Source organism: Sphaerisporangium sp. NPDC088356 (genome assembly GCF_040685555.1).
GTDB lineage: Bacteria > Actinomycetota > Actinomycetes > Streptosporangiales > Streptosporangiaceae > Sphaerisporangium.
The window spans coordinates 46,164-71,641 of record NZ_JBFBIK010000008.1; the positions used below are offsets into that span (position 1 = coordinate 46,164).

At 71.4% G+C, this 25,478-nt stretch carries 22 protein-coding genes; 8 read left to right on the forward strand and 14 right to left on the reverse strand.

Features of this window, described 5'->3' with window-relative positions; all coding sequences use genetic code 11:
* Positions 1 to 32: 32 nt before the first annotated feature.
* The 8 genes from AB0O34_RS05450 to AB0O34_RS05485 all read right to left on the reverse strand — a co-directional run bounded on the left by AB0O34_RS05450 (position 33) and on the right by AB0O34_RS05485 (position 9,112).
* Complete coding sequence (locus AB0O34_RS05450; protein ID WP_363912909.1) at positions 33 to 956, reverse strand: Ppx/GppA phosphatase family protein; 924 nt, start codon at positions 954 to 956, stop codon at positions 33 to 35.
* Positions 957 to 1,032: 76 nt separating this feature from the next.
* Positions 1,033 to 1,647: a DUF501 domain-containing protein gene (locus tag AB0O34_RS05455; protein WP_363912911.1), complete on the reverse strand. Its 615-nt coding sequence runs from the start codon at positions 1,645 to 1,647 to the stop codon at positions 1,033 to 1,035.
* Between the two features lie 118 nt (positions 1,648 to 1,765).
* Positions 1,766 to 2,182 (reverse strand): septum formation initiator family protein, encoded by a 417-nt coding sequence (locus AB0O34_RS05460; protein WP_363912913.1) that lies wholly within the window; start codon positions 2,180 to 2,182, stop codon positions 1,766 to 1,768.
* 57 nt (positions 2,183 to 2,239) lie between these two features.
* The gene (gene eno, locus AB0O34_RS05465; RefSeq protein WP_363912915.1) at positions 2,240 to 3,517 is read right to left on the reverse strand and encodes a phosphopyruvate hydratase; all 1,278 of its coding nucleotides are present in this window, start codon (positions 3,515 to 3,517) and stop codon (positions 2,240 to 2,242) included.
* Between the two features lie 207 nt (positions 3,518 to 3,724).
* Positions 3,725 to 4,690, reverse strand: a complete 966-nt coding sequence (locus AB0O34_RS05470) for a MazG family protein (RefSeq protein ID WP_363912917.1) — start codon at positions 4,688 to 4,690, stop codon at positions 3,725 to 3,727.
* A gap of 1 nt (position 4,691) precedes the next feature.
* Complete coding sequence (locus AB0O34_RS05475; RefSeq protein ID WP_363912919.1) at positions 4,692 to 5,333, reverse strand: SurA N-terminal domain-containing protein; 642 nt, start codon at positions 5,331 to 5,333, stop codon at positions 4,692 to 4,694.
* Positions 5,334 to 5,388: 55 nt separating this feature from the next.
* Entirely contained in the window at positions 5,389 to 8,967 is a 3,579-nt protein-coding gene (mfd, locus tag AB0O34_RS05480) for a transcription-repair coupling factor (protein WP_363912921.1), read from the reverse strand.
* 1 nt (position 8,968) lies between these two features.
* A complete protein-coding gene (locus AB0O34_RS05485; RefSeq protein ID WP_363912923.1) occupies positions 8,969 to 9,112 on the reverse strand; it encodes a hypothetical protein in 144 nt (47 codons plus the stop codon).
* A 280-nt stretch (positions 9,113 to 9,392) separates the two neighbouring features.
* Here AB0O34_RS05485 and AB0O34_RS05490 point away from each other — a divergent pair, with 280 nt between their 5' ends.
* On the forward strand, positions 9,393 to 10,085 hold the full coding sequence (locus tag AB0O34_RS05490; RefSeq protein ID WP_363912925.1) for a class I SAM-dependent methyltransferase: 693 nt from the start codon (positions 9,393 to 9,395) through the stop codon (positions 10,083 to 10,085).
* Between the two features lie 153 nt (positions 10,086 to 10,238).
* On the opposite strand, the gene AB0O34_RS05495 is transcribed toward AB0O34_RS05490, so the two are convergent.
* Positions 10,239 to 11,477, reverse strand: a complete 1,239-nt coding sequence (locus AB0O34_RS05495; RefSeq protein WP_363912927.1) for a hypothetical protein — start codon at positions 11,475 to 11,477, stop codon at positions 10,239 to 10,241.
* Entirely contained in the window at positions 11,474 to 12,004 is a 531-nt protein-coding gene (locus AB0O34_RS05500; protein WP_363912929.1) for a SigE family RNA polymerase sigma factor, read from the reverse strand. The genes AB0O34_RS05495 and AB0O34_RS05500 overlap by 4 nt, the downstream gene beginning before the upstream one ends.
* A gap of 241 nt (positions 12,005 to 12,245) precedes the next feature.
* Between AB0O34_RS05500 and cysC the strand changes: the two genes are divergently transcribed.
* Positions 12,246 to 13,487 (forward strand): adenylyl-sulfate kinase, encoded by a 1,242-nt coding sequence (gene cysC / locus AB0O34_RS05505; RefSeq protein WP_363912931.1) that lies wholly within the window; start codon positions 12,246 to 12,248, stop codon positions 13,485 to 13,487.
* A gap of 34 nt (positions 13,488 to 13,521) precedes the next feature.
* Here the strand turns inward: cysC and AB0O34_RS05510 are convergent, their stop codons facing one another.
* Complete coding sequence (locus AB0O34_RS05510) at positions 13,522 to 14,565, reverse strand: glycosyl hydrolase (protein ID WP_363912933.1); 1,044 nt, start codon at positions 14,563 to 14,565, stop codon at positions 13,522 to 13,524.
* Between the two features lie 356 nt (positions 14,566 to 14,921).
* On the opposite strand from AB0O34_RS05510, the gene AB0O34_RS05515 reads away from it, so the two are divergent.
* The 6 genes from AB0O34_RS05515 to AB0O34_RS05540 all read left to right on the forward strand — a co-directional run bounded on the left by AB0O34_RS05515 (position 14,922) and on the right by AB0O34_RS05540 (position 22,269).
* Positions 14,922 to 16,178: a Wzz/FepE/Etk N-terminal domain-containing protein gene (locus tag AB0O34_RS05515; protein ID WP_363912935.1), complete on the forward strand. Its 1,257-nt coding sequence runs from the start codon at positions 14,922 to 14,924 to the stop codon at positions 16,176 to 16,178.
* 41 nt (positions 16,179 to 16,219) lie between these two features.
* Complete coding sequence (locus AB0O34_RS05520) at positions 16,220 to 17,629, forward strand: O-antigen ligase family protein (protein WP_363912937.1); 1,410 nt, start codon at positions 16,220 to 16,222, stop codon at positions 17,627 to 17,629.
* 164 nt (positions 17,630 to 17,793) lie between these two features.
* Positions 17,794 to 18,870, forward strand: coding sequence for a hypothetical protein (locus tag AB0O34_RS05525; protein ID WP_363912939.1), 1,077 nt, complete (start codon positions 17,794 to 17,796; stop codon positions 18,868 to 18,870).
* Entirely contained in the window at positions 18,867 to 19,724 is an 858-nt protein-coding gene (locus AB0O34_RS05530) for a sulfotransferase (RefSeq protein WP_363912941.1), read from the forward strand. The genes AB0O34_RS05525 and AB0O34_RS05530 overlap by 4 nt, the downstream gene beginning before the upstream one ends.
* Positions 19,691 to 21,301 carry a polysaccharide biosynthesis C-terminal domain-containing protein gene (locus AB0O34_RS05535; RefSeq protein WP_363912943.1) on the forward strand — a complete coding sequence of 537 codons (1,611 nt, stop codon included), beginning with the start codon at positions 19,691 to 19,693 and terminating at the stop codon, positions 21,299 to 21,301. The genes AB0O34_RS05530 and AB0O34_RS05535 overlap by 34 nt, the downstream gene beginning before the upstream one ends.
* Positions 21,298 to 22,269 (forward strand): sulfotransferase, encoded by a 972-nt coding sequence (locus tag AB0O34_RS05540; RefSeq protein WP_363912945.1) that lies wholly within the window; start codon positions 21,298 to 21,300, stop codon positions 22,267 to 22,269. Before AB0O34_RS05535 ends, AB0O34_RS05540 begins: the two co-directional genes overlap by 4 nt.
* Here the strand turns inward: AB0O34_RS05540 and AB0O34_RS05545 are convergent.
* Genes AB0O34_RS05545 through AB0O34_RS05555 form a run of 3 tightly spaced genes read right to left on the reverse strand, consistent with a single transcriptional unit; the run spans position 22,170 to position 24,960 of the window.
* A complete protein-coding gene (locus AB0O34_RS05545) occupies positions 22,170 to 23,081 on the reverse strand; it encodes a WecB/TagA/CpsF family glycosyltransferase (protein ID WP_363912947.1) in 912 nt (303 codons plus the stop codon). The two genes, AB0O34_RS05540 and AB0O34_RS05545, sit on opposite strands and share 100 nt — an antisense overlap.
* Positions 23,081 to 23,992 (reverse strand): glycosyltransferase, encoded by a 912-nt coding sequence (locus AB0O34_RS05550; protein ID WP_363912949.1) that lies wholly within the window; start codon positions 23,990 to 23,992, stop codon positions 23,081 to 23,083. Before AB0O34_RS05550 ends, AB0O34_RS05545 begins: the two co-directional genes overlap by 1 nt.
* Positions 23,989 to 24,960, reverse strand: coding sequence for a sulfotransferase domain-containing protein (locus AB0O34_RS05555; protein ID WP_363912951.1), 972 nt, complete (start codon positions 24,958 to 24,960; stop codon positions 23,989 to 23,991). Before AB0O34_RS05555 ends, AB0O34_RS05550 begins: the two co-directional genes overlap by 4 nt.
* Between the last annotated feature and the right edge of the window lie 518 nt (positions 24,961 to 25,478).

Genomic DNA, 25,478 nt, shown 5'->3' on the forward strand with positions numbered 1-25,478 from the left:
CGTGCCAGGCCGGAGCCAGTGCCCGGGACGTTCTACAGCTCGCCACCGGGCGACAGGCTGTGCGCGATGCCGTCGAGGATGTCGTGTTCGCTGACGACCACTTCGGCGAAGCCGTACCGGCTGAGGATGCGGTCGAGGATGAGCGCTCCGGCGCCGATGACGTCCACCCGGCCGGGGTGCATGACAGGGATCGCGGCCCGCTCGTCGTGGGTCATGGCGATCAGCCGCTGGGATACCTGGTGCACCTGCGCGGACGGGATCCTTGCGCCGTGGATCCGCTCCGGGTCGTACGCGGGCAGGTCGAGGGCGATTCCGGCGACCGTGGTGACCGATCCCGCCAGGCCGATGATGGTGCGCGCCCGTGCCACCGGCACTTCGGCGGACACCCGGTCGAGCGCGGCCTCGATGTCGGCGGCGGCCGCCGCCACGGTGTCCGAGGTCGCGCCGGACGACAGGTGGCGCTCGGTCAGGCGCACGCAGCCGATGTCGACGGAGATCGCGCTCTCGACGTCGGTGGAGCCGAGCACGAACTCGGTGGACCCGCCGCCGATGTCGACGACCACGACGGGGGTCTCCACACCGGTGAGCCCCGTGGTGGCACCCAGGAACGAAAGGTGCGCCTCCTCGGACCCGGTGATCACCTCTGGCTCGACACCGAAGATCTCCCGGACTCCGTGGACGAAGTCGGCGCGGTTCGCAGCGTCGCGGGTGGCGCTGGTGGCGACCACGCGCACCCGTGAGGCGCCGTGCTCCCTGATCAGCTTGGCGTAGCCGCGCATCGCGGTGAACGTGCGTTCCAGGGCCTCGGGTGCGAGCAGCCCGGTCCTGTCGACATCCTGGCCGAGGCGGACGATCTCCATGCGCCGCTCGACCTCGGACAGCTCGTTTCCGGAGATGTCGGCGATGAGGAGACGGACGGAGTTCGTACCACAGTCAATCGCGGCCACGCGCGTCATGCGCCCACCCCCGCGACGCTCGCCGGCACCGATGCCACGGGCCCGACCTTCACCGGCACCAACGTGATCGGCATCGTCACACGTCCTCCTCTGGAACCTCGGGGACATCCGGGGTCTCGGAGGCCTGATCCCGAGCCTCCCCGCGTTCGTGGACACCGGAGTCGGCGGGCTCCACGCAAGGGCCATCGCACCACCATTCGGGCAGCGCGTCGAGAGCCTCACGGCCCAGGGGGTTGCCTCCCGGTACGGCGAGCTCGTGCCCCACCAGCGCGTGCAGGCACTTCACCCGGTTGGGCATGCCACCCGCGCTCTGCATGTCGCGGGGCAGCGGCTCCAGCCCGTCCTCCGACGCGACCTTGTCCCGCCGCTCGACGTAGTCGGCGTGGGCCCTCGCGTACGCCTCGGCAAGGTCGGGCTCCTCCGCGAGCCTGGCCTGCATCCGCTTCATCAGCCCGGAGGACTCCAGTGTGCCGATGGCGGAGGCGGCCTTCGGGCACGTCAGGTAGTACAAGGTCGGGAACGGGGAGCCGTCGGCGAGCCTCGGAGCCGTCTCCACGACGTCGGGCAGCCCGCACGGGCACCGGTGCGCCACGGCCCGCAGCCCCCTGGGCGGCCGGCCGAGCTGCCGTTCCACGGCCGCCACGTCGGCCGGATCCACCGCGCCCACTACGGCGCGATCCACCGCGGCCATGTCAGCCGGTTCCACTGTCGTCCACTCCCCTTGAAAAACCATCACGGACCAACGCCCAGCCGACCACCGGCCCGAGGCCCACCACGGACAGCGAACCTCAGGCCGACCGGCTGAGACGTCACGGAGCCGGGGTCCGGCCCGCTTCGGCCCGTTGGCCGGTGCCGCGGTCCGCGGCCTCGATCGACTCCCAGAGCGTCTGGTACCACGGGGCTCTGGCCTGAGGCGGCGACCCCGCCTTGGGCCGCTTCGCCTTCTTGGAGAGGTCGAGCACGACGTAGCACTTCTCGCCGACGCCGCAGTAGTGCAGCCGGGCCCTGGCCTGCTGCCTGATGTACGCGGGGTCGTCGAGCCGCTTACTGCGCTCTCCGAGCTCCTGAAGGTCCTTGAGCGCCTGAGCCTGCTGCTTCTCCAGTTGGGCGATCTGGCGCCGCTGTGCGACGTACTCCCGCACAGGATAGGCAAGGCTCATGGCGATCGCGCACACGACCACCGCGAGGATCGCGGCACGTCCCGTCAGCTGCGGTCGTTTCTTCATGATCCTCCCCGGTCCGTACGGCTTGCGCGCAAAAGTGCGCAAGCCGTACGGAGAAAACTAGCCCCGGAAACGCGGAAAAGCTCCGCGACCCGCGTAGCGGGCGACATCGTCGAGCAGCTCCTCGATGCGGAGCAACTGGTTGTACTTGGCGACGCGGTCGGACCGCGCGGGGGCGCCGGTCTTGATCTGGCCGCAGTTGGTGGCGACGGCGAGGTCGGCGATCGTGGTGTCCTCGGTCTCGCCGGAGCGGTGGCTCATCATGCAGCGGTAGCCGCTGCGGTGGGCCATGTCGACGGCGTCGAGGGTCTCCGACAGCGTGCCGATCTGGTTGACCTTCACCAGCAGAGCGTTCGCGGCGCCCTCGCGGATGCCGCGCTCCAGGCGCTCGGGGTTGGTGACGAACAGGTCGTCGCCCACGATCTGGACCTTGTCGCCGAGGGAGGCGGTCAGGGCCTTCCAGCCCTCCCAGTCCTCCTCGTCGAGCGGGTCCTCGATCGAGACCAGGGGGTAGGAGCGGACGAGGTCCTCGTAGAAGGAGATCAGCTCGTCAGAGCTGTGGCCCTTGCCGTCGAGGGTGTAGACGCCACCGGAGTGGAACTCGCTCGCCGCCACGTCGAGCGCCAGCGCGATGTCCTCGCCCGGGACGTACCCGGCCTTCTCGATGGCGACGAGGATCAGGTCGAGCGCGTCGCGGTTGCTCGGCAGGTTGGGCGCGAAGCCGCCCTCGTCGCCGAGGCCGGTGGCGTAGCCCTTCTCCTTGAGCACGCCCTTCAGCGCGTGGTAGGTCTCGGTGCCCATGCGGAGGGCGTCGGAGAACGTCTCGGCGCCGATCGGCGCGATCATGAACTCCTGGATGTCGACGTTGCTGTCGGCATGCGCGCCGCCGTTGAGGATGTTCATCATCGGCACGGGCAGCACGTGGGCGTTCGGGCCGCCGACGTAGCGGAACAGCGGCAGGTCGGCGCTGTCGGCCGCCGCCTTGGCCAGGGCCAGGGACACGCCGAGGATGGCGTTGGCGCCGAGCCTGCCCTTGTTGGGCGTGCCGTCGAGGTCGATCATGGTCTGGTCGACCAGACGCTGCTCCTCGGCGTCGAAGCCGATGATCTCGTCGGCGATCTCGTCCGTGACGTTGAGAACGGCCTTCTGGACGCCCTTGCCGCCATAGCGCTCGTCGCCGTCACGCAGCTCCACGGCCTCGAACTGGCCGGTGGACGCACCGCTCGGGACCGCCGCGCGGCCGGTGCTGTAGTCGTCGAGCAGGATTTCTACCTCGACCGTGGGGTTCCCACGGGAGTCGAGAATCTCGCGGGCGGTAACGGCCTCGATGGCAGCCACGAAGCGCTCCTAGATCTGTCAGCCCGGGGACGGGCCCCCGGAACCCACCACCGCGCCGTCGTGCGCGATGCGGTTGCGGACGGTTTGCCTCATGAGCCTATCGGTCCCTACCGGCCAGTACGGCTGTGCCTCCCGTGAACACGCCGCCAACAGCCGCCGTCCACACTCGGGAAACACGCGGCCCCCTCCCGGGAACCGGCGGAGACCCTACGGCTTCTGATCCGACCGCTCCCAGGTGCGGACGCGGTCGCGGTAGGCGCGGGCGGCGGCGCGGAGCTCGGCCTCGGGGTCGAGGCCGGCGGCGCGCGCCCGCCGTACGAGGTCGAAAAGCTCGCGGCCGATGCCCTGGCCGACCGCACGCGCGAGGGCGTCGGGGGCTCCCGCGCGCTCCGCGCGGCTCTGCAGCCCGTGGGCGAGGGACAGCGCGGGCTGGCCCATGGGGACGCCGTCGAGCAGCGACTCCCAGCCCTTGGCGGCCCGCTCGGCGGCCTTGATGGTGTCCCAGTTGTCGCTGACCTCCTCGGCGCCGCTCACCACGGTGTCCGAGAACACGTGGGGATGGCGCCGGACCAGCTTGTCGACGATGCCGCCCGCGACGTCGTCCACGTCGAAGCCGCCGTCGTCGGGCGAGCGCTCCCGGGCCACGCGGGAGTGGAACATCACCTGCAGGAGCAGGTCGCCCAGCTCCTCGCGCAGGGCGGCGTAGTCGCCGTCCTCGATGGTTTCCAGGACCTCGTACGACTCCTCAAGCAGGTAGGGCACGAGGGACTCGTGGGTCTGCTTGGCGTCCCACGGGCAGTCGCGGCGCAACCGGTCCATCACGGCGACGAGGTCGAGCAGGCGGGCGCCCGGCAGGTCGTACGAGCCAGGGACAAGCTCGATGACCGGCGGGTCCTCCATGTCGAGCGCGGCGCGGCCGACGGCGCGCATGAACGGCTCATCGCCGTCCTGCGCGGCGAGCCAGACCATCGTGCCGTCGAGGCTCTCGCGCGCGATGGCGACCGGGTCTGGCGTCACCACCTCGACCGGGATCCCCTCCTCCGCCAGGTAGGGCAGGAGCGGATGGTCGCCGGACCCGGTGAGCACCCGGCCGGAGCCGAGGACCGCCCACGCCCGCCCGCTCAGCAGGCCGGGGGCCACTCTGGGCGAGGTCGTGACGACGACGAGGGTCATGTCACTGGCCGGCGGCGGGATCCGGCTGGGGTGCCGCCTCGGTGCCCGCGGCGGGCTTGCCGAACCGGGCCTCCTCGACGAGGCCCTGCTGCGGGTCCCAGGTGCCGTAGCGGTGGGAGACCTTGACCGGGATGGTGTCCATCTGCCCGAACAGCTTCACCTGGGCGGTCTGGACGGACGCCTGGTCGGCCAGGTTGGCGCCGAACTTCTTCAGCGACTTCTGGTAGATCAGCGCGGTGCGGACCCAGTCGTTGGTCTCAGAGGGGGGCACGCCCTTGGTGAGCGCCGCGGGGCCGATCTTCTCGATGCCGCCCTGCTCGGTGAGGAAGTCGGCGACCTCGCGCTCGGTCACCGTGACGCCGTTGCGCTGCGCGAACTGCTCGAACTGGCGAATGGAGATCATCTGCAGCAGCACGGCCCGCGGAATGGACGGGATCTGGAGCTGCGCCTCGGTGATCTTGGCCTGCTTCAGCGCCGACTGGTACTCGGTGACCTCGGCGTCCAGCTCGCCACTGGTGATGCGGCTGCTCCCGACGGTCGCCGCCGTGCCGACCTGCACAGGCGAGGAACAGGCGGTCAGCGCGACACCGGCAAGCACAGCGGCCGCGACGGCCGGCAGCACGCGCACACGATTCGACTTCACTAGCGGTCCCTTCGACAGACGCGGGCTACTCTACTCAAACCGCGCGGGAGAACGGTCATCGAGTGCCCGCGGCCCTGGCGGGTTCGAGGAACATGGCCTCGACCAGGTCGGTGCACCATTTGAGCAGATCGAGGTCGCGCAGCGGCTGGCCCCCGATCGGCTTGGTCTTCGGCACGGGCACGAGCAGCGTCTCGGCGGCCACCTTGTAGATCGCCTTGGGGTACAACCGGTCCAGGCGCACCTGCTGCGACTCCCGCAACGACACCCGGGAGAACCTGATGTGCTGCCCCTGGAAGGCCACGTCGCTCAGCCCCGCCTTGCGCGCGTGGACCCGGAAGCGGGCCACCTCCAGCAGGTTGTCCACCTCCTGCGGCGGACGCCCGTACCGGTCGACGAGCTCCTCGCGGACGGCCACGATGTCGGCGCCGGACCCAACGGCGGCGAGGCGCTTGTAAGCCTCAAGGCGCAGCCGTTCGGATGTGACGTAGTTGTGGGGGATGTGCGCGTTGACCGGCAGCTCGACCTTGACGTCCGCGCGGTCCTCCACGACCTCCTCGCCGGCGAGCTTGGCCTTCTGCTCCTGCACGGCCTCGGCCATCATCCGGACGTAAAGGTCGAAGCCCACGCCCGCGATGTGGCCGGACTGCTCGGCGCCGAGGATGTTGCCCGCGCCGCGGATCTCCAGGTCCTTCATCGCGACGTACATGCCGGCGCCCATCTCGGTGTGCTGGGCGATCGTCGCCAGGCGCTCGTGGGCCGTCTCGGTGAGCGGCGCCTCCGGCGGGTACAGGAAGTAGGCGTAGCCGCGCTCGCGGCCACGGCCGACCCGGCCGCGGAGCTGGTGGAGCTGCGACAGGCCGTAGTTGTCCGCGCGGTCGACGATCAGGGTGTTGGCGTTGGGGATGTCGAGGCCGGACTCGACGATGGTGGTGCTGACGAGCACGTCGAACTCGCGCTCCCAGAAGCCGACCATGATCTTCTCGAGCTGCTGCTCGTTCATCTGCCCGTGCGCGACCGCCACCCGTGCCTCGGGAACCAGCTCGCGGATGCGGGCGGCCACCTTGTTGATCGAGGACACCCGGTTGTGCACGAAGAACACCTGGCCGTCGCGCATGAGCTCGCGCCGCACGGCCGCCGCGATCTGCTTCTCGTCGTACGGGCCGACGAAGGTGAGGATCGGGTGCCGCTCCTCCGGCGGGGTCAGGATGGTCGACATCTCGCGGATGCCGGTGAGGCCCATCTCCAGCGTGCGCGGGATGGGCGTCGCCGACATGGCGAGCACGTCCACCTGCGTACGCATGTGCTTCATGGTCTCCTTGTGCTCGACGCCGAAGCGCTGCTCCTCGTCGACGATGATGAGGCCGAGCTGCTTGAACCGGATGTCCGGGTTGAGCAGCCGGTGTGTGCCGATCACGATGTCGACGCCGCCGTCCCTCAGCCCTTCGAGGGTCGCCTTGACCTCCGCGTCGGTCTGGAACCGCGACACCGGCTTGACCACGACGGGGAAGCTCGCGAACCGCTCGCCCAAGGTCGACAGGTGCTGCTGGACGAGAAGCGTGGTCGGAACGAGCAGGGCGACCTGCTTGCCGTCCTGAACGGCCTTGAACGCGGCCCGCACGGCGATCTCGGTCTTGCCGTAGCCGACGTCGCCGCAGATCAGGCGGTCCATCGGGACCGGACGCTCCATGTCACGCTTGACCTCGTCGATCGCCTCCAGCTGGTCGCCGGTCTCGGCGTAGGGAAAGGCGTCCTCCATCTCGCGCTGCCACGGGGTGTCGGAGGCGAAGGCGTGGCCGGGCGAGGCCATGCGGGCGCTGTACAGGCGGATCAGCTCGCCCGCGATCTCCTTGACGGCCTTCTTCGCCCGCGACTTGGCCTTGGCCCAGTCGGCGCCGCCCATGCGGTTGAGCGTGGGGGACTCGCCGCCGACGTACCGCGTGACCTCGTCGAGCTGGTCGGTCGGCACGTACAGCCGGTCGCCCTTGGCGTACTCGATCACCAGGTACTCGCGCGTCGCGCCCTGGACGGCCCTCTGGACCATCTCGATGTAGCGGCCGACGCCGTGCTGGCCGTGCACCACGAAGTCGCCGACCTTGAGCTGGAGCGGGTCGACCATGTTCCTGCGGCGGGACGGCAGGCGCCGCATGTCCTTGGTGGAGGCCTTCTGCCCGACCAGGTCGAGGTGGGTGAGGACGGCCACGGTGTCGCTGACGAAGCCGTGCTCGACGCGGCCGGTGGTGACGTTGACGACGTCCCTGCCGGGGGCGCTGTCGAGAGCGGGAACCAGCCTGGCGGCGACGTCCACCCCCTTGAGCAGCTCGACCATGCGCTCCGCGGGGCCATGCCCCTCGCTGAGCAGCACGACCGCGCGCCCGTCGCCGAGCCACCCCTTGATGTCTCCGAGTGCGCGCTGGGTGTCGCCACGGTACGACTCGGCCTCGCGGGCCGACAGCTCGACGATCTCGCTCTCGCCGTACACCTCGTCGTCGGGGACGTCCGGCCTGCCGGAGGCTGCCACGCGGCCCGTCGGCTCGGCGTGGTCGGTGGTCGCGAACGGCGCGATGGTCCACCACGGCTGCCCCAGCTCGCGGGCCTGGTGGCGCACCTCGGGAAGGCTGCGGAACGCCGCCGCCCCGAGGTCGATCGGGGCCTCGCCCCCGGCCGCCGCGTTGATCCACGACGCTTCGAGGAACTCCTGGCTGGTGTGCACCAGCTCGATCGCACGGCCGCGGATCCGCTCGGGGTCGCAGACGAACACCGCGGCGCGGGCGGGAAGGTGGTCGAGCAGGAGATCCATGCCGTCGACCAGCACGGGCGCGAACGCCTCCATGCCCTCGACCGGGATGCCGTCGGCGAGCTGGTCGAGGATCTCCTTGAGCGCCGGGTGCAGCTCGCCGAGATCGCTCGCCCGCTCCCTGACCTCCTCGGTGAGCAGCAGTTCGCGGCAGGGCGCGGCGAACAGGCCGCCCTCGGCCACTTCGAGCGAACGCTGGTCGGCGACCTTGAACCAGCGGATCTCCTCGATCGTGTCGCCCCAGAACTCCAGGCGCAGGGGGTGCTCCTCGGTGGGCGGGAACACGTCGAGCAGGCCGCCTCGCACGGCGACCTCGCCGCGCTTCTCCACCATGTCGACCCGGTGGTAGCCGTTGCCCACCAGGCGCTCGACCACCTCTTCGAGGTCGGCGTCGTCGCCCGAGCGCAGCCGTACGGGCTCCAGGTCGCCGAGCCCGGTGACCAGCGGCTGCAGCACCGCCCGGATCGGCGCCACGACGACGCTCAGCGGGCCGGCGGCGGGGTCGCCCTGGACGGGGTGGGCCAGCCTGCGCAGCACGGCCAGGCGCTGGCCCACCGTGTCGCTGCGGGGCGACAGGCGCTCGTGCGGCAGCGTCTCCCAGGCCGGGAAGACCGCGACGGCGTGCTCCCCGACGAGGCCGGTGAGCGCCGCCGCGAGATCCTCCGCCTCGCGCGCGGTGGCCGTGACGGCGAGGACGGGCCGGTGGCGTGCCAGGGCCGCGACCGCGAAGGGCCGCAGCGCCGGCGGCGCGATCAGGTTGACGTCCTCACCTGTGCGTTCCAGGGCCCCGGCCAGCTGTGGTTCGGCGACGACAAGGTCGAGCAGTCCGGAAAGACTCATTTTAGAAATGCCCCCACATGGTCACGCACGCCTTCTCATTCGCCTCGCGGACCGCCTGCTCGGCTTCTGACACCCACGTGGCGACCCACCGCGCGCGCCGGTACACGGCCATGATCACTCCGTACGGCGATGTGTACGGCGACACGCGCGATCCCGGGTTCGTCGAATCACCGGGATTACCACAAGGCTACTTCCCCCTCGGCCCCGCCATGCCGAGAACCACCCCTCCGACCGATCGACACGGACTTGTGGTGAAAGTACCCCCGCCCGCTGTTCGACACGAAGGGGGCTCCGGCCTCGTCATGGCGGGGCTCCGGCGGTGAAGAACGGCCCTTTCGTAAAGTAAATCCACTACCGAAGGAGTTTTGATGACTACCCTGAGTCACATGTCTGAGGTTCGATGGTGGCCCGCAACCCAAGGCGACGTGTTCAGTCACCGGATCCGTGAGCTGTGGACCGAGCAGCTCGGCCGGCGGCTCGACATCCTCGTCGCCGGATGCGGGCGCGGCGACACCGTCGACGTCGAGCGGGTCGAGACCCGCATCACGGGCATCGACGAGGACCTCCCCGTGCTGCGCGCCTCGGTCACGCGCCGCGGCGACCTGGACGCGAGGTTCCTCGGCGACCTGCGCGCCGCGCCGTTGCTGCCCCGCACGTTCGACGTCGTTCACGTCGCCTTCCTGCTCGAGCGCGTGCGGCACGCCGAGCTGGTCCTCGACCGCATGGTCAACGCCCTGCGCCCCGGCGGCCTCCTGCTGATCCGGATGCGCGACCGCTCCTCGGCGTACGGCTTCTGCGACCGCTTCCTGCCGGGCTGGCCGCGCCGGCTGCTGTGGTCACGGTTCGCCCCGCGTGGCGCGGTCGGCCCGCTCCCGGCGATCTACGAGCAGGTGGCCTCACGCGAGGGCATCCACTCGTACTGCCTGATGCGCGGGCTGATGATCGCCGAGGACTACTCCGGATCGTCGGGTCCCGCGCTGCGCGGCCCGCACGCCAAGCTCGTACGCGGCGTCTGCCAGGTGGTCGGGAAGCTGTCGGGCGACCGCCTCCCATCCACCAGGGACGAGGTCACCCTGGTGATCCGCAAACCCCAGAACCACTTCGCCCGCCTGATCTGACCCACCGCCCACCAGCCTCCACCCCAGACCCCCCACCAGCGCCCTGACGCCAAGACCCGTTCCACCACCCCACACCCCGCCAACGGCACCGAGGCGGCGGGACGTGGTACGGCGATACCGGCGCCGGACTACGGCGGGTGACCCGCCGGTCGTTCAGCGGCGGGTGAAGAGGGGCTCCCAGCTTCCGGGGCGTTGGGTGTTCTCGCGGTTGCCTGAGAGCTGGACCTTCGTCTTCCCGTCGATGCTGACCAGCACCAGTCCGTTGTGGAACTCGTTCTCGCAGGCTCCCGCGCAGCCGAGGGCGATCAGGTGCTGGTCGTCGGCCCAGGCGAGAAGCTGGAGCATCTTCTGCCTGCCGACGACCTTGCCGGTGGCGACATCCCTGACCGTCGTCTCCGGGCCCGGCGGCGCGCCTACATCGGCGTACAGCACCCCGTTGGGAGAGACGCCCGCCCGCTCGAGGGTGAGCACGTCCTTCGGCGCGTCGTCGTGCCGCCGCCCGTCCAGGTCGTAGTACAGCCGGCCCCCCTTCAGCTCGTCGCGGTCCCAGACCAGCGTGCCGTCATCGGACCACTGGAAGGCGGAGCCCGACATCCAGAAACGGCCGGCGTCCTTCTGCGCGGACACGGGGTGGAACGACGCCCGGCCCGACGCCACGTCGACCACCTGGAAGCCGGTGCGCCCGGGGTCTGGGATCTGAGAGCTGTTCCCGTCGGCGGAGACGTGGGTGCGGATCGTGGGATCCCGGTCATAAGCCGTGGCCAGCAGCTTGGTGCCATCGGGCGACCAGGAGACGTCGGCCACGGGGTGATCGAGGTCGACCCACTTGACGATCTCCGAAGTCGCCATGTCGACCAGGCCGATCCGGCGGGCGGGCAGGTCGCGCTCCAGCACCGCCGCGAGCTTCATGCCCGGCGCCACGTCGAGCATGGCCCAGTCGGTCTGCCCGTACGTCCCGGTCCCGGGGTTATAGAGGTACCACGTGTAGCGAAGGCGGTCGCTCCTGTCGCCGATCTTCTCCCGCGACCACACGAAGTACGCCGACACGGCGACCCTTCCCGCCGCGATCAGCTTCTTCGGCAGGGGGTTCTCGGTGTCCGCCAGCACCGAGCCCGGTGCCCGCACGTCCTCGGGGATGGACGCGGCAGAGTTCTCACCCGGTGAGGGATCCACCGCGACGGCCACACCGCCCCCCGGGGCTTCCGAGGGGACCAGCCTGGGGACGAGCACGCCCGCGACCACGACGGCGGCGGTCGCCCCCGCGGCGAGCGACACAGTGATCATCGGACGCCGGGGCCGCCCCCGCAGGGCCCGGTCGGCGAGATCATGGGGCACCCGGACCTCCTCGGCCCAGTCCCGGAACGTCTCCGGCAGCAGGGTTTCCAGCTTCACGAGCTGGCCTCCTCAAAAGGGTGGTCGGGCAGGCGGAGATCTGCGAGTTCGGGCGCGACGGCGCGCAGCCGGGCGAGCGAACGGTGCGCCGTGCTGCGGACCGTTCCGACCGAGCAGCCCATGATGTGCGCCACCTCAACCTCGGGGAGGTCCTCGAAGTAGCGGAGCACCAGCACGGCACGCTGCCGCGCGGTGAGCCGGCCCAGCGCGTGGCGCAGGACGACCTTCAGGTCGGCCGTGTGCGTGTCGTCGCGTCCCGCGACGTCAGGGGTTCGCGCCACCACGGTCTCCCGCCGCCGGGAGGCCAGGCGCCACCAGCTCACCTGCTGGTGGTACATCGCGCGCCGCACGTACGCCTCGGGCTCGCCGATACGGGACCAGCGGGCGGCGGTCCTGGCCAGGACCGTCTGAAGCAGGTCTTCGGCCGCATGCTGGTCCCCGCCCGTGAGCAGGAACCCCAGCCTCATGAGCGCCGGCGAGCTCGCCGACACGAACTCGCGGAAACGTCGCTCCTCGGCAACGTCCACGATCACCTCCAGAGGGTCGATGTCAGCCTCTAGGACGCGGTCGGCTCCGCTTGGCTATGCCTCCCGACCTCAGGGGCTTCCCGAGCGGCTTTCCGATGCCGCTTGCAAGTGCGGCTTGCGCGTACGGCTTCCCGCGCGGGGACGGGGCAGAGAGTGGAAAGGTAGGGTGCCGCGCGGGACGAGCCAGGCCAGGCATCCCGCCAACCGTAAATATCCTGGCCCAGTGGGAAATGTGGAGCAGATGACGGCGAACCCCGAGTGGACCCCCGACTGGGTGCCCGACGCCCGCGAGCTCGCCGATCTGGAGCTGCTGCTCTCCGGCGCCTTCGACCCTCTCACGGGCTTCCTCGGGTCGGCCGACGTCGCCTCGGTCGTCGAGAACGGCCGCCTGGCCGACGGCACGCCGTGGCCGGATCCGGTCACGCTGATGCTGCCGCACGACCACCCCGTGTCCGCCGGGCAGGAGCTCACGCTGCGCGACCCGGAGGGCGCCGCGATCGCCTCGGTCACCGTGACAGAGCGCACGGCAGATGGCCTGGTGGCCGGCCCGGTGAAGTCGCTGGGCGCCTCCGAGCACGGCCCCTTCGCGCGGCTGCGGCGTCCCCCGGCGCAGGTCCGCGCCGAACTGGGCGACCGTCCCGTCCTCGGCGTCACCATGCGGGGCCCGCTGGACGACCTGGACGAGATCACCGCCACGGCCCGCGAGCTGGACGCGACGATCCTGCTGCTCCCCCTGGCCTTCGGCGAGGGCGGCCCCGCGGTCGTGCGCGCGGCGCTCAAGGCACGCGACCGGCTCCCGTCCGGCACCCAGGTCGTCGTGGTCCCCCTCGCCCCCCGCGAGCCCGAGATCGACCTGGAGCTCCGCGAGCACATCGCCACCGCCTACGGCGCCGACGAGCACCTGGCGGGGCCCGAGCCCATCACCCTGCCCGGGCCCCCGCACCGGCGCGGCCTGGTGGTCTTCTTCACCGGCCTGTCCGGATCGGGCAAGTCGACGATCGCCCGCGGCCTGCACGACGCGCTGCTCGAACGCGGCAGCCGCACCGTCACCTACCTGGACGGCGACGTGGTGCGGCGGCAGCTCTCGGCGGGGCTGACGTTCTCCAAGCACGACCGCGACCTGAACATCCGCCGCATCGGCTTCGTCGCCGCCGAGGTCGCCCGGCACGGCGGCCTCGCCATCTGCGCGCCCATCGCCCCGTACGCGGCGACGCGCGACGAGGTGCGCCACATGGTCGAGGCCGTGGGCGCCGACTTCGTGTTGGTGCACGTGGCCACGCCGCTGGAGGAGTGCGAGCGCCGCGACCGCAAGGGGCTGTACGCCAAGGCGCGGGCGGGGCTCATCCCGGAGTTCACCGGCATCTCCGACCCGTACGAGGAGCCCGACGACGCCGACCTGACCCTCGACACGACCGGCATGGCGGTCGAGAGGACCGTCGACTCCGTGCTGGGCGTGCTGACCTCGGGCGGCTGGATCCGCTGACCGTACGGCTGCCGGCGCGTACGCCCGCCGGCGGTCAGTGGTCGGGGACGGGTGTCGAGCTGAAGTACGGCGCGCGTGCCAGCTCGGTGAAGGCGCGCGCGGCCGGGACGGTCGAGTCGAAGCGCGTGTCGCCCCGCGGCGCGCGCGGCGAGTCGAAGTAGACCAAGGCCTTGATCTGCGGATATCCCCTGATCTGGCGGCGTACCGAGTTGAAGAACGTGACCTTGAAGCCCGGGTCGTCGTGCCGCTCGAACGCCCCCCACTCGGCCACCATGATCGGCTTGCCGGGGAAGCGCATCTGTGTCCAGCGGTAGAAGCCGGGCCAGCTCGCGTGGTCACCACGGGTCTTGTCGACCAGATTGGCGAAGTCGCTCACCCGGCGGTCGGCGTACGGGTCGAGGCCGATCCAGTCGACGACGTCGTCGCCAGGGTAGAGGTGCTCGAACCACGGCTTGGTCGCCCAGTTGGGCGCGCCCATATAGGTCATGACCATGACGGCGTTCCTGACGCCGCGCTCGCGCAGGCGCAGCACCACGTGGCGGTACATCGCGGCGTAGTCCTCCGCGGTCATCCCCGACCCCGGGCTCGCGCGTACGTCGTTCTCGGGCTCGTGGTGGATGGTGAGGAAGAACCGTACGCGCAGCCTGTGCCTGATCCGCTCGGCGACCCGGTCGATGCGGGCGTCGATCGCGCCGTCGGCGATCTCGGCCCAGGTGTCGTGGACGGACGGCTTCCAGTTGATCAGCAGCAGCCGCTTCTTGGCGAGCTGCCGCTCCTCGGGCGTGGGGAACGGGTCGCCGCCCCGGTGGTACACGTGCACGATGTCGGCCCTGCGGCCCATGCGCTCCTCGGCGGCGGCGATGGCCAGCGACGGCGGCCGGCCGCCGAAGACGTCCGGGGCCACGCCCCACCACGCGCCGCAGCTCGGGATGAGCTTGGCCGTGGCGACGCAGCCCGGGGCGCCGCTCGGGACCGTCATGTCGAGGGCGGGCGCGCGGTCTCCGGTCGCGACCTCCTGATGGGGCCGCACCGACGACACGGCGTAAACGATCAGCCCGCAGCCCGCGACGATCCCCATCCCGAAAACCCACATTCCCGTCAGTCTGCGCAAGGCGGTCAAACCCCCTTCTAATCAATTACCCCAGAAGGCTGGTATTCACCTTCCCACTAATCGGAGCCGGGCCGCCGGAAACTCGGGAGCCGCCACCGAGCTGGGGTTTCCTAATTATGGAAATATCCGCTTTTGCGCGCCAGCCTGGCGGATTCGCCACCCCCAAAAACTCCCGTATGCGATCGAGGAATCTTGGGTTGTGCCTATAGTTCACTGGATCTGTTCCGGGGATCGCCGTCCATAGACGACGATTCCGAGAAACACATGCGACTTATAGGGACAGATATGCATAACAACCCCGCACCGAGAGGCCTGCCGATTCCATGAGCCACCCGGCGTCCTCAGTCCCCGGCCCGGCCACCGGGCGCGAGTTCGCCGAGTTCGGCTCGATGCTGCTCCGGCGCCGGGTCGCGCTCGCCGGGTTCCTGCTCGCCGGCCTCTGCTGTGGCGGCATCGCCCTCGCGCTGACCCCGCCGTCCTACACGGCGACCGCCGAGGTGCTGGTGTCCGCCACCGGCGTCCAGGACCAGACCAACCAGACGAGCCAGCGCCAGCGCGAGCCGCTCAACCTCGACACGGAGGCCCAGGTCGCCCGCTCGGCCGTCGTCGCCTCCCGCGCCGCGCGCGCCCTTAAGGTCAAGGACCCCGACACGCTGAGGGACCAGGTCACCGTGACCGTCCCGCCCAACTCGGCGGTGCTGGCCGTGTCGTACACCGCCCGTGACCCGGTCACCGCCGCCGCCGGAGCCCAGGCGTTCGCCAAGGCGTACCTCGCCAACCGCGAGGCGACGGCCAAGCACGCGCTCAACGCACAGCTCAAGGTGCTCGCGGGGAAGCTCCGCGAGGTCGACGCCGCGCTCGGCACGACCGTCACGGGGCTGCCCCGCACGGTGCCGGGCTCGGCGGCGCGCACCATCGCCGCCCAGCGGCAGAACGTCCTGAGCAAGCAGGTCTACAACCTCACTGTGAAGTACGACACCCTCAGGACCGTCGCGATCACCCCGGGCAGCGTCATCAGCGACGCCCGTCCGCCCACCTCGCCCGCCCAGCCGAGCCCGTCGCTCTACCTCGGCAGCGGGCTGTTCCTCGGCCTGCTCGCCGGGGCCGGGGCCGCCATGGTCCGCGACCGCTTCGACACGCGGCTACGCACGGCGGCCGACGTCGAGCGGCTCAGCGGGCTCCCCGTCCTGTGCGAGGGCGAGAACGCCCGCGAGCTGCGCGAGCTCGCCATCGCCGTCGCGCGGCACCTGCGCGACGGCGGCGAGTTGCTCGTACGGAGCGTGTCGCCGGGCACCGACCCCGAGCCCATCGCCGACGACCTGCGCGTGGCGCTGACCGGCCTCGCGCCGATCTGGGTGCGCACCGACCAGGCGGCACGGGCCGACGCCGCGCTGCTGGTGGTCGAGAGCCGCGCGGCCCGCTCAAAGCAGCTCGCCCAGGCCGTGCGGCAGCTCCGGCGCACCGACACCGCGGCGCTGGGCGTGATCCTGCTGTCCCCGCCCGCCGCGCTGCCGCGCGGCGAGTCCCACCACGGTCACGGCCGCCGCCACCCGACCGACCCCCCGGCCCGAGCCTCGTGAGGCCCCCGGCCGCCACCCCGCCACCACGCGGCACGGGCATCGTGCGACTGTCACCCCTCCCCACCCCGCCGCCACCCGAACGCCCCGGCGGCCCGGGCGTCCTGAGGATGCCGCCCGTACGACCCCACGGCGCGGCGGCCCTGAGGATGCCGCCCCCCGTCACCTGGCCGATCGCCGCGCTGCTCGTCGGGTACCCCCTCTGGTGGGCCCTGGGCTTCGGCGGGCTGTCGATCGTCGTCGTCGCGTTGCCCATGGCGTACGTGCTCTGGCGGCGGCGGCCGATCGTGATCCCCAAGGGCATGGGCCTGTGGATGCTGCTTCTCGCGGGCTACCTCGTCAGCGCGCTGATGCTCGGCGACACGCCCCCCGGCACGTACGGCGAGCTCGGCACCGGCCGCGTCCTCGGCTACGTGATGCGGCTCGCCCTCTACGTGGCCCTGCTGGTCATGGTGCTCTACCTGGGCAACCTCACCGAGCGGGAGCTGCCGCAGCGCACGCTGGTGCGCATGCTCGGCGTGCTGTTCGTCACGACCGTGGCCGGAGGGCTGCTCGGCGTCATCGCCCCCCGCTTCGAGTTCACCTCGCCCCTGGAGATGCTGCTGCCGGAGTGGATCAGCGGCAACTCCTTCGTCCGCAACCTGATCCACCCGACCGCGGCCCAGGTCCAGCACGTGCTCGGGCACGCCTCGCCGCGCCCGGAGGCGCCGTTCGAGTGGGCCAACGCCTGGGGCAGCAACGTCTCGGTGCTGCTGATCTGGTTCGTCGTCGGCTGGTGGACCTACGGCGGGCGGGTGCGGCGGGTCCTGTGCGTGGTCGTGGCCGGGCTCGCCACGATCCCGATCGTGTACTCGCTCAACCGGGGCCTGTGGATCGGCCTCGCCGTCGCCGTCGCGTACGTCCTCATGCGCGCGCGTCCCCGCACCGGGCTGGTGATCGGCGCGGCCCTCGCGGCGGCGGCGCTCGTGTTCGTCGCCGGCCCGCTCAACACCATCGTGGCCCAGCGCCTGGAGAGCCCGCACAGCAACGCCATCAGGGCGTTCACGGTCGCGAGCACGCTGGAGGCGGCCACCCACTCCCCCGTCATCGGGTACGGCAACACCCGCAACGCCTTCGGCAACTACCAGACGATCACGACGGGCAGGACCGGCTGGTGCGCCGAGTGCGGGCATCCGCCGCTCGGGAGCGACGGGCAGATCTGGCTGCTGCTGATCACTCAGGGCTTCACCGGGGCGGCGCTGTACGTCGCGTTCTTCACCGGGGCCATCCGCCGCTTCTGGCGCGACCGCACGCCGATCGGCCAGGCGGGCACGCTCGTGATGATCCTCGTGCTGCTCTACATGTTCGTCTACGACGGCCTGGTGACCGCGCTGAGCCTCTACCTGATCTCCTTCGCGCTGCTCTGGCGCAACGGGCAGAGCGGCGGCGTCCCAGCGGTGGAGGGACGCCCATGAGGGACTACCGCGCCCGCCTCCACTACCTCAACGAGGTGATCCCCCTGCTCTACCCCTCCGCGCCGTCCCTCACCTCGGCCCCGCCCTCTAACGGTGCCTCTGGCCCGACATCCGTCCACGCTTCCTCCGAACCCTCAGGGTCCTCATTCGACTCTGGTTCGGACGTGAACCTGGCTGGAGTCCCCGCACCCGGCCCCGTTCCAGGTCCGGCGGGCCGCCTCCCCCACGCCGCGTACGCGCTGGTGCCGAGCAGGTTTCTGCCGCGCCGCCTCGTGCCCCGGTCGCGCTGGCTGCCAGGGCGACGGCGCCTGCCCCAGGGGCCCGGCACGATCGAGGGCTACCTCAGCGAGGTGCTCGGGGAGCCTGTGAGGGCCACCTCCCACGTACGGCCGGCCCTGCGCGTCAACCGCAAACCCGTGCTGGAGATCCACGGGGCCACCGGGAAACGGCTCGCCTTCGTCAAGATCGGCGACTCCGACCGCTCGCGGGCGCTGGTCCGGCATGAGAGCGCGACGCTCGCCCAGCTGGCGGCCACGCCCCTGAAGGTCGTGGTGAGCCCCGCCGTCCTGCACCACGGGGTGTGGAACGGCCTGGAAGTGCTGGTCCTGTCCCCCCTGCCGGTGAGACGTGGCCGGGTGTCCTCGTTCCTACCCGTGGGCCGCGACCGATTCCTCCCCGTGGGCCGCCGTGTTTCGCTCTCCCTGTCGGTGCGGAAGGGCCGGGTCTCACCGTCCCTGCTCAACAGTGCGGTCGCGGAGATCGCCACGCTCGGACCGGCGCTCGCGGACCACGCGGGGGCCGCACGGCAGGACGCGGGAGCCGACCGGCGGGACGCGCGCCCGCTCCCGGGGAGCCTTTCACCGGAGCCCGGCGCGCGCGGTGACCATGCCTGGCACGGTGACTTCTCGCCGTGGAACATGGCGCCCTCGCCCGACGGCCGCCTGTTCGTCTGGGACTGGGAGCGCTTCGCCACCGGCGTGCCCCTGGGCTTCGACGCACTTCACCACTTCTTCCAGCGGGCGCTGCGCCGGATGCCACCCCCGGTCGCCGCCGAGGCGTGCCTGGCGCAGGCCGTACGGACGCTCGCGCCCTTCGGGCTGTCGGCGGGCGAGGCGCGGGAGGCGGCGGTGCGCTACCTGATCGCCCTGGCCGACCGGTATGAGCGGGACGGCCACCAGCCGCTCGGACCTCCCTCCCAATGGCTCAATCCCCTCGTCGATCACCAGGAGGTCCTGCCATGAACCGCACCGTGAAGCTGTCCGCCCACGCCGTCTCCCATACGGCGGGGCGGCTGACCGTCAGCGGGCGCCTCCTGCCGTCGTTCCTGATCGTGGGGGCGCAGCGCAGCGGCACTACGTCCCTGTACCGTGCCCTGGCCCAGCATCCGCTGATGCTCAAACCGGTGCTCCGCAAGGGCGTCCACTACTTCGACATGGCGTACGGCAAGGGGATGTCGTGGTACCGCGCGCACTTCCCGCTGAAGGCCACCGCCCACCGCCTGGAGCGCAGGTACGGCATGCGCCCCCTCGCCTTCGAGTCCTCGCCGTACTACGTGTTCCACCCGCTGGCCGCCTCCCGGATCGCCTGTGACCTGCCGGGCGCGAAGCTGATCGTGCTGGTACGCGACCCGGTCGAGCGGGCCTACTCGGCTCACGCGCACGAGGTGGCGCGCGGCTTCGAGACCGAGCCGTCGTTCGAGCGTGCGATCGACCTGGAGCCCCACCGGCTGGCCGGAGAGGCGGAGCGGCTGTGCGAGCAGCCGTACGCGATCAGCCATGCCCACCGCCACCACGCCTACCTCGCCCGAGGCCGGTACACCGAGCAGCTCGACCGGCTGGAGCCTCTGTTCGGCCGGGGCCGGATCCTGGTGGTCGACAGCGGGCGGTTCTTCACCTCGCCGGAGTGCGTGTACGACGAGGTGCTGGAGTTCCTCGGACTGCCCCGCCTCGGCGACCCGGTCTTCGAACGTCACAACGCCCGCCCCCGGCCCGCGGACATGCCCGCCTCGCTGCGCGACGCGCTGTCCGACCACTTCACCCCCTGGGACCAGCGACTTCAGCCATGGCTGGCCTGCGAACCTTCCTGGCGCAGATGACCGGCGAAGACACGATGCCCCCAACAGACGGCGCCTCCCCGCCAGGAAGCGTGGTGCCACCGGCGGACGACGCCGTTCCACCGGCAGGCGGTCCGAGTGCACTGGTGGGCGGAGCCGGTTCGCTGGTCAAGGGGGGTGTGGCGGGGCTCGCCGGGGCGGTGGTCAATGCGGCTTCGCAGTTCCTGATCGTGGTGGCCCTGACCCGGGGACTCCACACCGGCACGGCGGGCGCCCTCTTCACCGCGACGACGCTCTGCCTGATGGTCGCGGGAATCCTCCGGCTCGACTCGGGCAACGGACTGATCTACTTCATCGCCCGGTCACGCAGACACGGCCAGCAGGACATATCCCGATATTTCCGTACAGCATTGGTGCCCGTCATCGTGCTGTCCATCGTCACGGCGGTCATCGTGATCGTATGTGCCGACACGATCGCGGCAGCCCTGGTCCCCACCCATGCCACGGCCGCGTCCGGCTCCGCCGCGACCGGCACCGCGTCCAGCGCGGTCACGGCCGCGTCCGGCTCGGTCACGGCTGTGCTGGGCTCGGCGCTTCGGGTGCTCGGGGTGGCGCTTCCGGTGATCGTCTGTGCCGACGTCCTGGTCTGCGCGACCAGGGGCTTCGGGTCGATGCGCCCGACCGCACTGCTGAGCGGGGTGCTCCAGCCCGGGGCGCAGCTCGTCCTCGTGGGGGCCGTGGCCCTGACAGGCGCCGCCACCGGTCTCAGCTGGGCGCTCCCCGCCGCCTGGGCCGTGCCCGCCCTGCCCGTACTGATCCTCAGCGCCCTCTGGTTACGCCGTCGCATGCCCGCAGAGCCGTACGTCACGGGGACCCGAGGATCCGACGCCGGGGAAACCACGGGACCGGACATCCCCGGAACGGCGGGACCGTACGTCGGGGGGACGGCGGGGGAGTTCTGGCGTTATGTGGGGCCTCGGGCACTCGGGGGCGCGGTGCAGGCGGTGTTCCAGCGGCTCGACATCGTGATCGTGGCGGTGCTCGCCGGGCCGGAGGAGGCCGCGCTGTACACCGCCGCCACGCGGTTCAAGGTGGTCGGCCAGCTCGTCAACCAAGGGCTCACCCAGGCCGTGCAACCCCGGCTCATACGCGCGCTCGCGGAGGGCGATCTCTCCCTCGCCCGCAAGCTCTACCAGACCACCACCATGTGGCTGATCGCCCTGACCTGGCCCCTGTGGCTCGGGTACGCCGCGCTCGCGCCATGGCTGCTGCGGGTGTTCGGCGACGGCTACCGGCACGGAGCCGCCGTGGCGGCCGTGCTCGCCGCGACCATGATGCTGGCGACGGCCTGCGGCATGGCCGACGTCGTGCTGATCGCCGCCGGGCACACCGCGTCCAGCATGGTCAACATCCTCGGTGCGATCGCGGTGACCACGGCCCTGGACGTCGTCCTGGTGCCCGCCCACGGCGCGTTCGGCGCCGTCCTCGGCTGGTCCGGCGGGGTCCTCGCCAAGAACCTGCTTCCCCTGTTCCAGATCGCCCGCCGGTACGAGCTGCGCCCGTTCGGCGTCCACAGCCTGCCCTCCCTGCGGCCCTGGCTCGCCGAGGAGGCCACATGACGCGTCGAGGAGACCACGTGAAGGAGGGGCCCATCCTGGTCAGAGGCCGTGTGAACCACGGGCCCATCCTGGTCACCGGGCTCCCGAGGAGCGGCACGAGCTGGGCCGGCAAGATGCTCGCCGCGGGTGGCGAGGTGGTCTACGTCAACGAGCCGCTCAACCCGGAGCGCCCGCCCGGCCGGTCCCCCGGGGTGCTGAACGCCACGGTCGGCCACCGGTTCCAGTACATCTGCCGCGACAACGAGGGGCCCTGGCTGCGCGCCTTCGCCGACACCGTGGCCCTTCGCTACCGCTACGCCGCCGAGTTGCGCCGCAACCGGTCGCCCGGCGACCTGGCACGCCTGACGAAGAACGCCGCCGCGTTCACCCTGGGCAGGCTGCGAGGGCGCCGGGCGCTGCTCGACGACCCGTTCGCGCTGTTCTCGGCCGGCTGGTTCGCCGAACGCCTGGCCTGCCGCGTCGTCCTGCTGGTGCGTGACCCGGTGTCCTTCGTGGCGAGCTGGCAGCGGCTCGGGTGGACCGTCTACTTCCACGAGCTGCTCGAACAGCCGCTTCTCGTGCGCGACCACCCATGCGTCGAGGCGCTGCGCCCGCTCGTCGGCTCGCAGGACCGCCTCGCCAAGGCCGCCACCCTGTGGAACGTCGCGCGATCCGTCGCGGAGGACCTGGCCGGGCGGCACCCGTCCATCCGCCTGGCGGGGTACGAGGACCTCGCCGCCGACCCGGTGAAGGGCTACCGCGACCTGTACGCGTGGTGCGGGCTCACCTGGTCACCCGCGGCCGAACGACGAATCGAACGCGCCTGCACGGCGGGGAATGCCCCGGAGAGGGACGCGGGGTTCTTGTGGACGGGGCTGTCGCGTACGGCCTACCGGCCTATGGACTCGCGCCGGGCCCTCACCCGCCACCGCGACCGGCTCACTCCGGAGGAGATCACCCGGATCCGGGAGCTGTCACGCCCCCGATAGCCGGTGATCAGACGCTTCAGGAAGCAAACGGTGAGCAGGCGAAGTGCGAAGGGAAGGTCGTCGACGAGGTAGCGCCGCGCGAGCCGTCCGGGCTCGGCGGCCAGACGGAAAAGCCATTCGAGGCCTGAGCGTCGCATCCACTCGGGAGCCCTGCGGACCGACCCGGCGGTGAAGGCGATGGCCGACCCGCAGCCGACGAACCAGGCCCCGGGCAGATCGGCGCGCAGGGCGGCGATCAGACGGTCCTGCTTGGGGAAGCCGAGCCCCACGAACACCAGGCGGGGACGCGCCGCGAGCAGCACCTCACGAACGGCCATCAGGCCCTCCTCCGAGGTCTCGAACCCTTGCGGAGGGGAGACGACGCCCGCCACGCACAGGCCCGGATAGCGGTCGGCCAGCACCTCGGACGCGTGGACGGCCACACCCGGCGGCCCGCCGAGCAGGTAGACCGGAAAGCCGTTGGACGCCGCCGCCTCCGACAGCGACCAGATCAGGTCGGCACCGGTGATGCGCTCGGGCACGGGCGTGCCGAGCAGCCTGGACGCCCACACCAGCGGCATGCCGTCGGGAACGGCGAGGTCGGCGCCCGCGACGAGCGCCCGTACCTCGGGGTCGCGCGAGCAGGCGCGGCAGATGTCGACGTTGGGGGTGACCACGTGCCCGCCTTCCCCCCGCGCGAGGGCGGCGATCACGTGGCCTACCACCTCCCCCTCCGTGAGAGCGTCGACCTCGACGCCCGCGACCGTCACTCGGGGGCGGCTCCCGATGGTCGCGAGCGCGGCGCCCTCACGGGTCTGTGTCCGAGGTGCCATCAGATGCCATGCCCTCGGGTGTGCAGAGCGCTGAGCACCGCGCGGGCGGAAACCACGCCCAGCGCGACGGCCAGCGCGAGCGGGACGCGGGGCTCCCCCCAGCGGGCGGCGAACGCGCGAACGGCCCAGCGGCCCGCCTCGCGGCGGCGTCCCAGCGCGGCGTGGTGGAAGGCGAGCTGGCCGTAGATCCGCGCGGCGCCGCGCGGGTCGGCGGCCAGGTAGGGGTGCCGGGCGAGCATCCACTCAAGGCCCGCGATGCGGTCGGCCCACCGCGTCACGTACACGGAGGCTCCCCAGCGGACCCGCACCAGCGGCCGGTCGACGTACGCCAGGGGATGGCGACCGGCGGCGCGAAGGGCGAGATCCCAGTCTTCGTTCTGCCCGGCCGGGGCGCTCTCGTCGGGCCATATGGACCCGCGCCTGAACAGGAACGTCGAGGAGTGCACCATCACCATGCGGGAGCGGGTGAGGTGCTGCCTTGTGACCTGGCTCGTGCCGGCGAGCCGGGGGACGCGCCGCGAGTCGTACTCGACCTCGATGGCGCAGCCCGCGAACTCGGCGGCCGGGTCGGCGGCGAGCGCGGCGAGCTGGGCGCCGAGCTTGCCAGGCAGCCACATGTCGTCGTCGTCGCAGAAGGCCACCAGGTCGGTGGCGAGCGCGGCGATGCCGGTGTTGCGAGCGCCGGGCAGCCCGGGGCTGAAACGGTTGGGCAGGACGCGGACCCTTCCCTGGGCCTCGGCGACGACATCGGCGACCTGGACCACCACCGGCTCCACCTGGTCACCGTCGACCACCACGACGACGTCGACCCCGCCCGGATGACGCTGGGCCAGCACCGCGCGCACCGCGGCCTGGAGCAGATGGGGACGGTCTCCCCGCGTGGGAACGACCACGCCGACGGTCGGGCTCATCTGCATTCCGAGGCGGGAAGCCCTGCTGCGAGCCATGGGGAGGTGGTCGCTTCCGGTGCCTGCCGATCGCGTACGCGATAGCCGTACTGGATCATCAGGGGCCAGGTCAGCGCGGTGACCAGCCACCCGTGGCGGCGGGACAGGCGGTCGCACCAGGAATCGTCCCTGCTGAGCTCCAGGGGCCCGGCGGTGAACCGCATCGGGTTGCCGGCGCAGGTGTGCGCCACCGACAGCTCGGCCAGGCCGGGACGGAGGAACGCCAGGCCACCCCCGTCGGCCTCACCGAACCCCAGGCGGGCCAGCAACGTGGACAGGACCGCGCGGGGATCGGCCAGCAGGTCTTCGTACCGGATGCGGATCACGGTGCCGCCTCTGCGGGCGAGCAGCTCGAAGGCGAGGTTCTGCACGACCCAGTGAACGGAGGTGCGGAAGGGCCGCCAGCGGGTCATCGGGGTGCCGTCCTCGGGTCTTCTGACCTGCCGGCGCCAGGAGTACGCGACCGCGCGGGGATCTCGGACCACGTGGACGACGCTCAGGTCGACGACCGGGGAGGTGCTCAGGCAGAAGGCCAGGGACGCGTGCTTGCTGGAGTCGACCACCACGGGACACGCGGCGATCTGCGCCGCCGCCTCGTAGACCCGCGAGTACGCCCGGGTGTAACCGCTGAGGCCGACGCGGCAATGCCGTGCCGCCATGGCGGGGATGTGGCGGGTGCGGTCGACCCTGTGCCGCAGCGTGAGCACGCGGTCGGCGAGGCCGGGCGACCATCCCCCGAACGCCCGGATGCCGACCCTGCGCCAGAAGGGACAGGCGGTGAACGGCTCCCCGCACCCGCACGGCTCGTGGGCGCCGACACCACGCTCCCACAGGTGAACCACCTCACCAAGGGGCGCGACGCCGGGGACCTCACCGAGCAGCCGCTCAAGCAGGGTCGTGCCGCTGCGCCCCAGCCCACCTAGGAAGATCACACGAACAGCCACTGGACCCCCGAGAACAGCCAACACGAAACGTGCCGAAGCTAACACAGAGAGTAATCGCCAGGTGCTGGAACCACAAAGGATCTACCAACAACCCGGCACCCGTTGGGCGGTGGACTGGCTGGGCCGGGCGCGTCATTCCCTCCCCGCTCCCGTGCGACCGGGGCACCGGGTTGCTTCCTGCCGATGACATGACCACTCAAGACAGGCATGTAGCCGGGAAGGTCGCCTGCCCGTCACTGGCTAAACGAATCGTCATAATCCAGGCAATAGGCCGAGCAGGGCCGGAGTGGACCCCTGCCTCTGTCGGTCACTCTCAGTCATGCTTGAGCTTGGCGAAGAGCTGGGCTGCTTCGGGTGGCTTCCATTCCAAGCGGTTGGGGTCCTCGCGATACGGCTGCCAGGGAAGAACAGGCCCCGGCGGGAACTCGCCCCGGACAGGCCCCGGCGGGACCCCTCGCCCGCGGTCATGCCGAGCAGGCCATGACGCTGGTGGGCCAGCGTGGCGG

Excerpts from the sequence above, each read along its gene's own strand:
- AB0O34_RS05450 (WP_363912909.1), bottom strand. The coding sequence starts at position 956 with ATGACGCGCGTGGCCGCGATTGACTGTGGTACGAACTCCGTCCGTCTC.
- AB0O34_RS05455 (WP_363912911.1), bottom strand. The coding sequence starts at position 1,647 with ATGGCCGCGGTGGATCGCGCCGTAGTGGGCGCGGTGGATCCGGCCGAC.
- AB0O34_RS05460 (WP_363912913.1), bottom strand. The coding sequence starts at position 2,182 with ATGAAGAAACGACCGCAGCTGACGGGACGTGCCGCGATCCTCGCGGTG.
- AB0O34_RS05470 (WP_363912917.1), bottom strand. The coding sequence starts at position 4,690 with ATGACCCTCGTCGTCGTCACGACCTCGCCCAGAGTGGCCCCCGGCCTG.
- mfd (WP_363912921.1), bottom strand. The coding sequence starts at position 8,967 with ATGAGTCTTTCCGGACTGCTCGACCTTGTCGTCGCCGAACCACAGCTG.
- cysC (WP_363912931.1), top strand. The coding sequence starts at position 12,246 with ATGACGGCGAACCCCGAGTGGACCCCCGACTGGGTGCCCGACGCCCGC.
- AB0O34_RS05510 (WP_363912933.1), bottom strand. The coding sequence starts at position 14,565 with ATGGGGATCGTCGCGGGCTGCGGGCTGATCGTTTACGCCGTGTCGTCG.
- AB0O34_RS05515 (WP_363912935.1), top strand. The coding sequence starts at position 14,922 with ATGAGCCACCCGGCGTCCTCAGTCCCCGGCCCGGCCACCGGGCGCGAG.
- AB0O34_RS05530 (WP_363912941.1), top strand. The coding sequence starts at position 18,867 with ATGAACCGCACCGTGAAGCTGTCCGCCCACGCCGTCTCCCATACGGCG.
- AB0O34_RS05535 (WP_363912943.1), top strand. The coding sequence starts at position 19,691 with ATGGCTGGCCTGCGAACCTTCCTGGCGCAGATGACCGGCGAAGACACG.
- AB0O34_RS05540 (WP_363912945.1), top strand. The coding sequence starts at position 21,298 with ATGACGCGTCGAGGAGACCACGTGAAGGAGGGGCCCATCCTGGTCAGA.
- AB0O34_RS05545 (WP_363912947.1), bottom strand. The coding sequence starts at position 23,081 with ATGGCACCTCGGACACAGACCCGTGAGGGCGCCGCGCTCGCGACCATC.
- AB0O34_RS05550 (WP_363912949.1), bottom strand. The coding sequence starts at position 23,992 with ATGAGCCCGACCGTCGGCGTGGTCGTTCCCACGCGGGGAGACCGTCCC.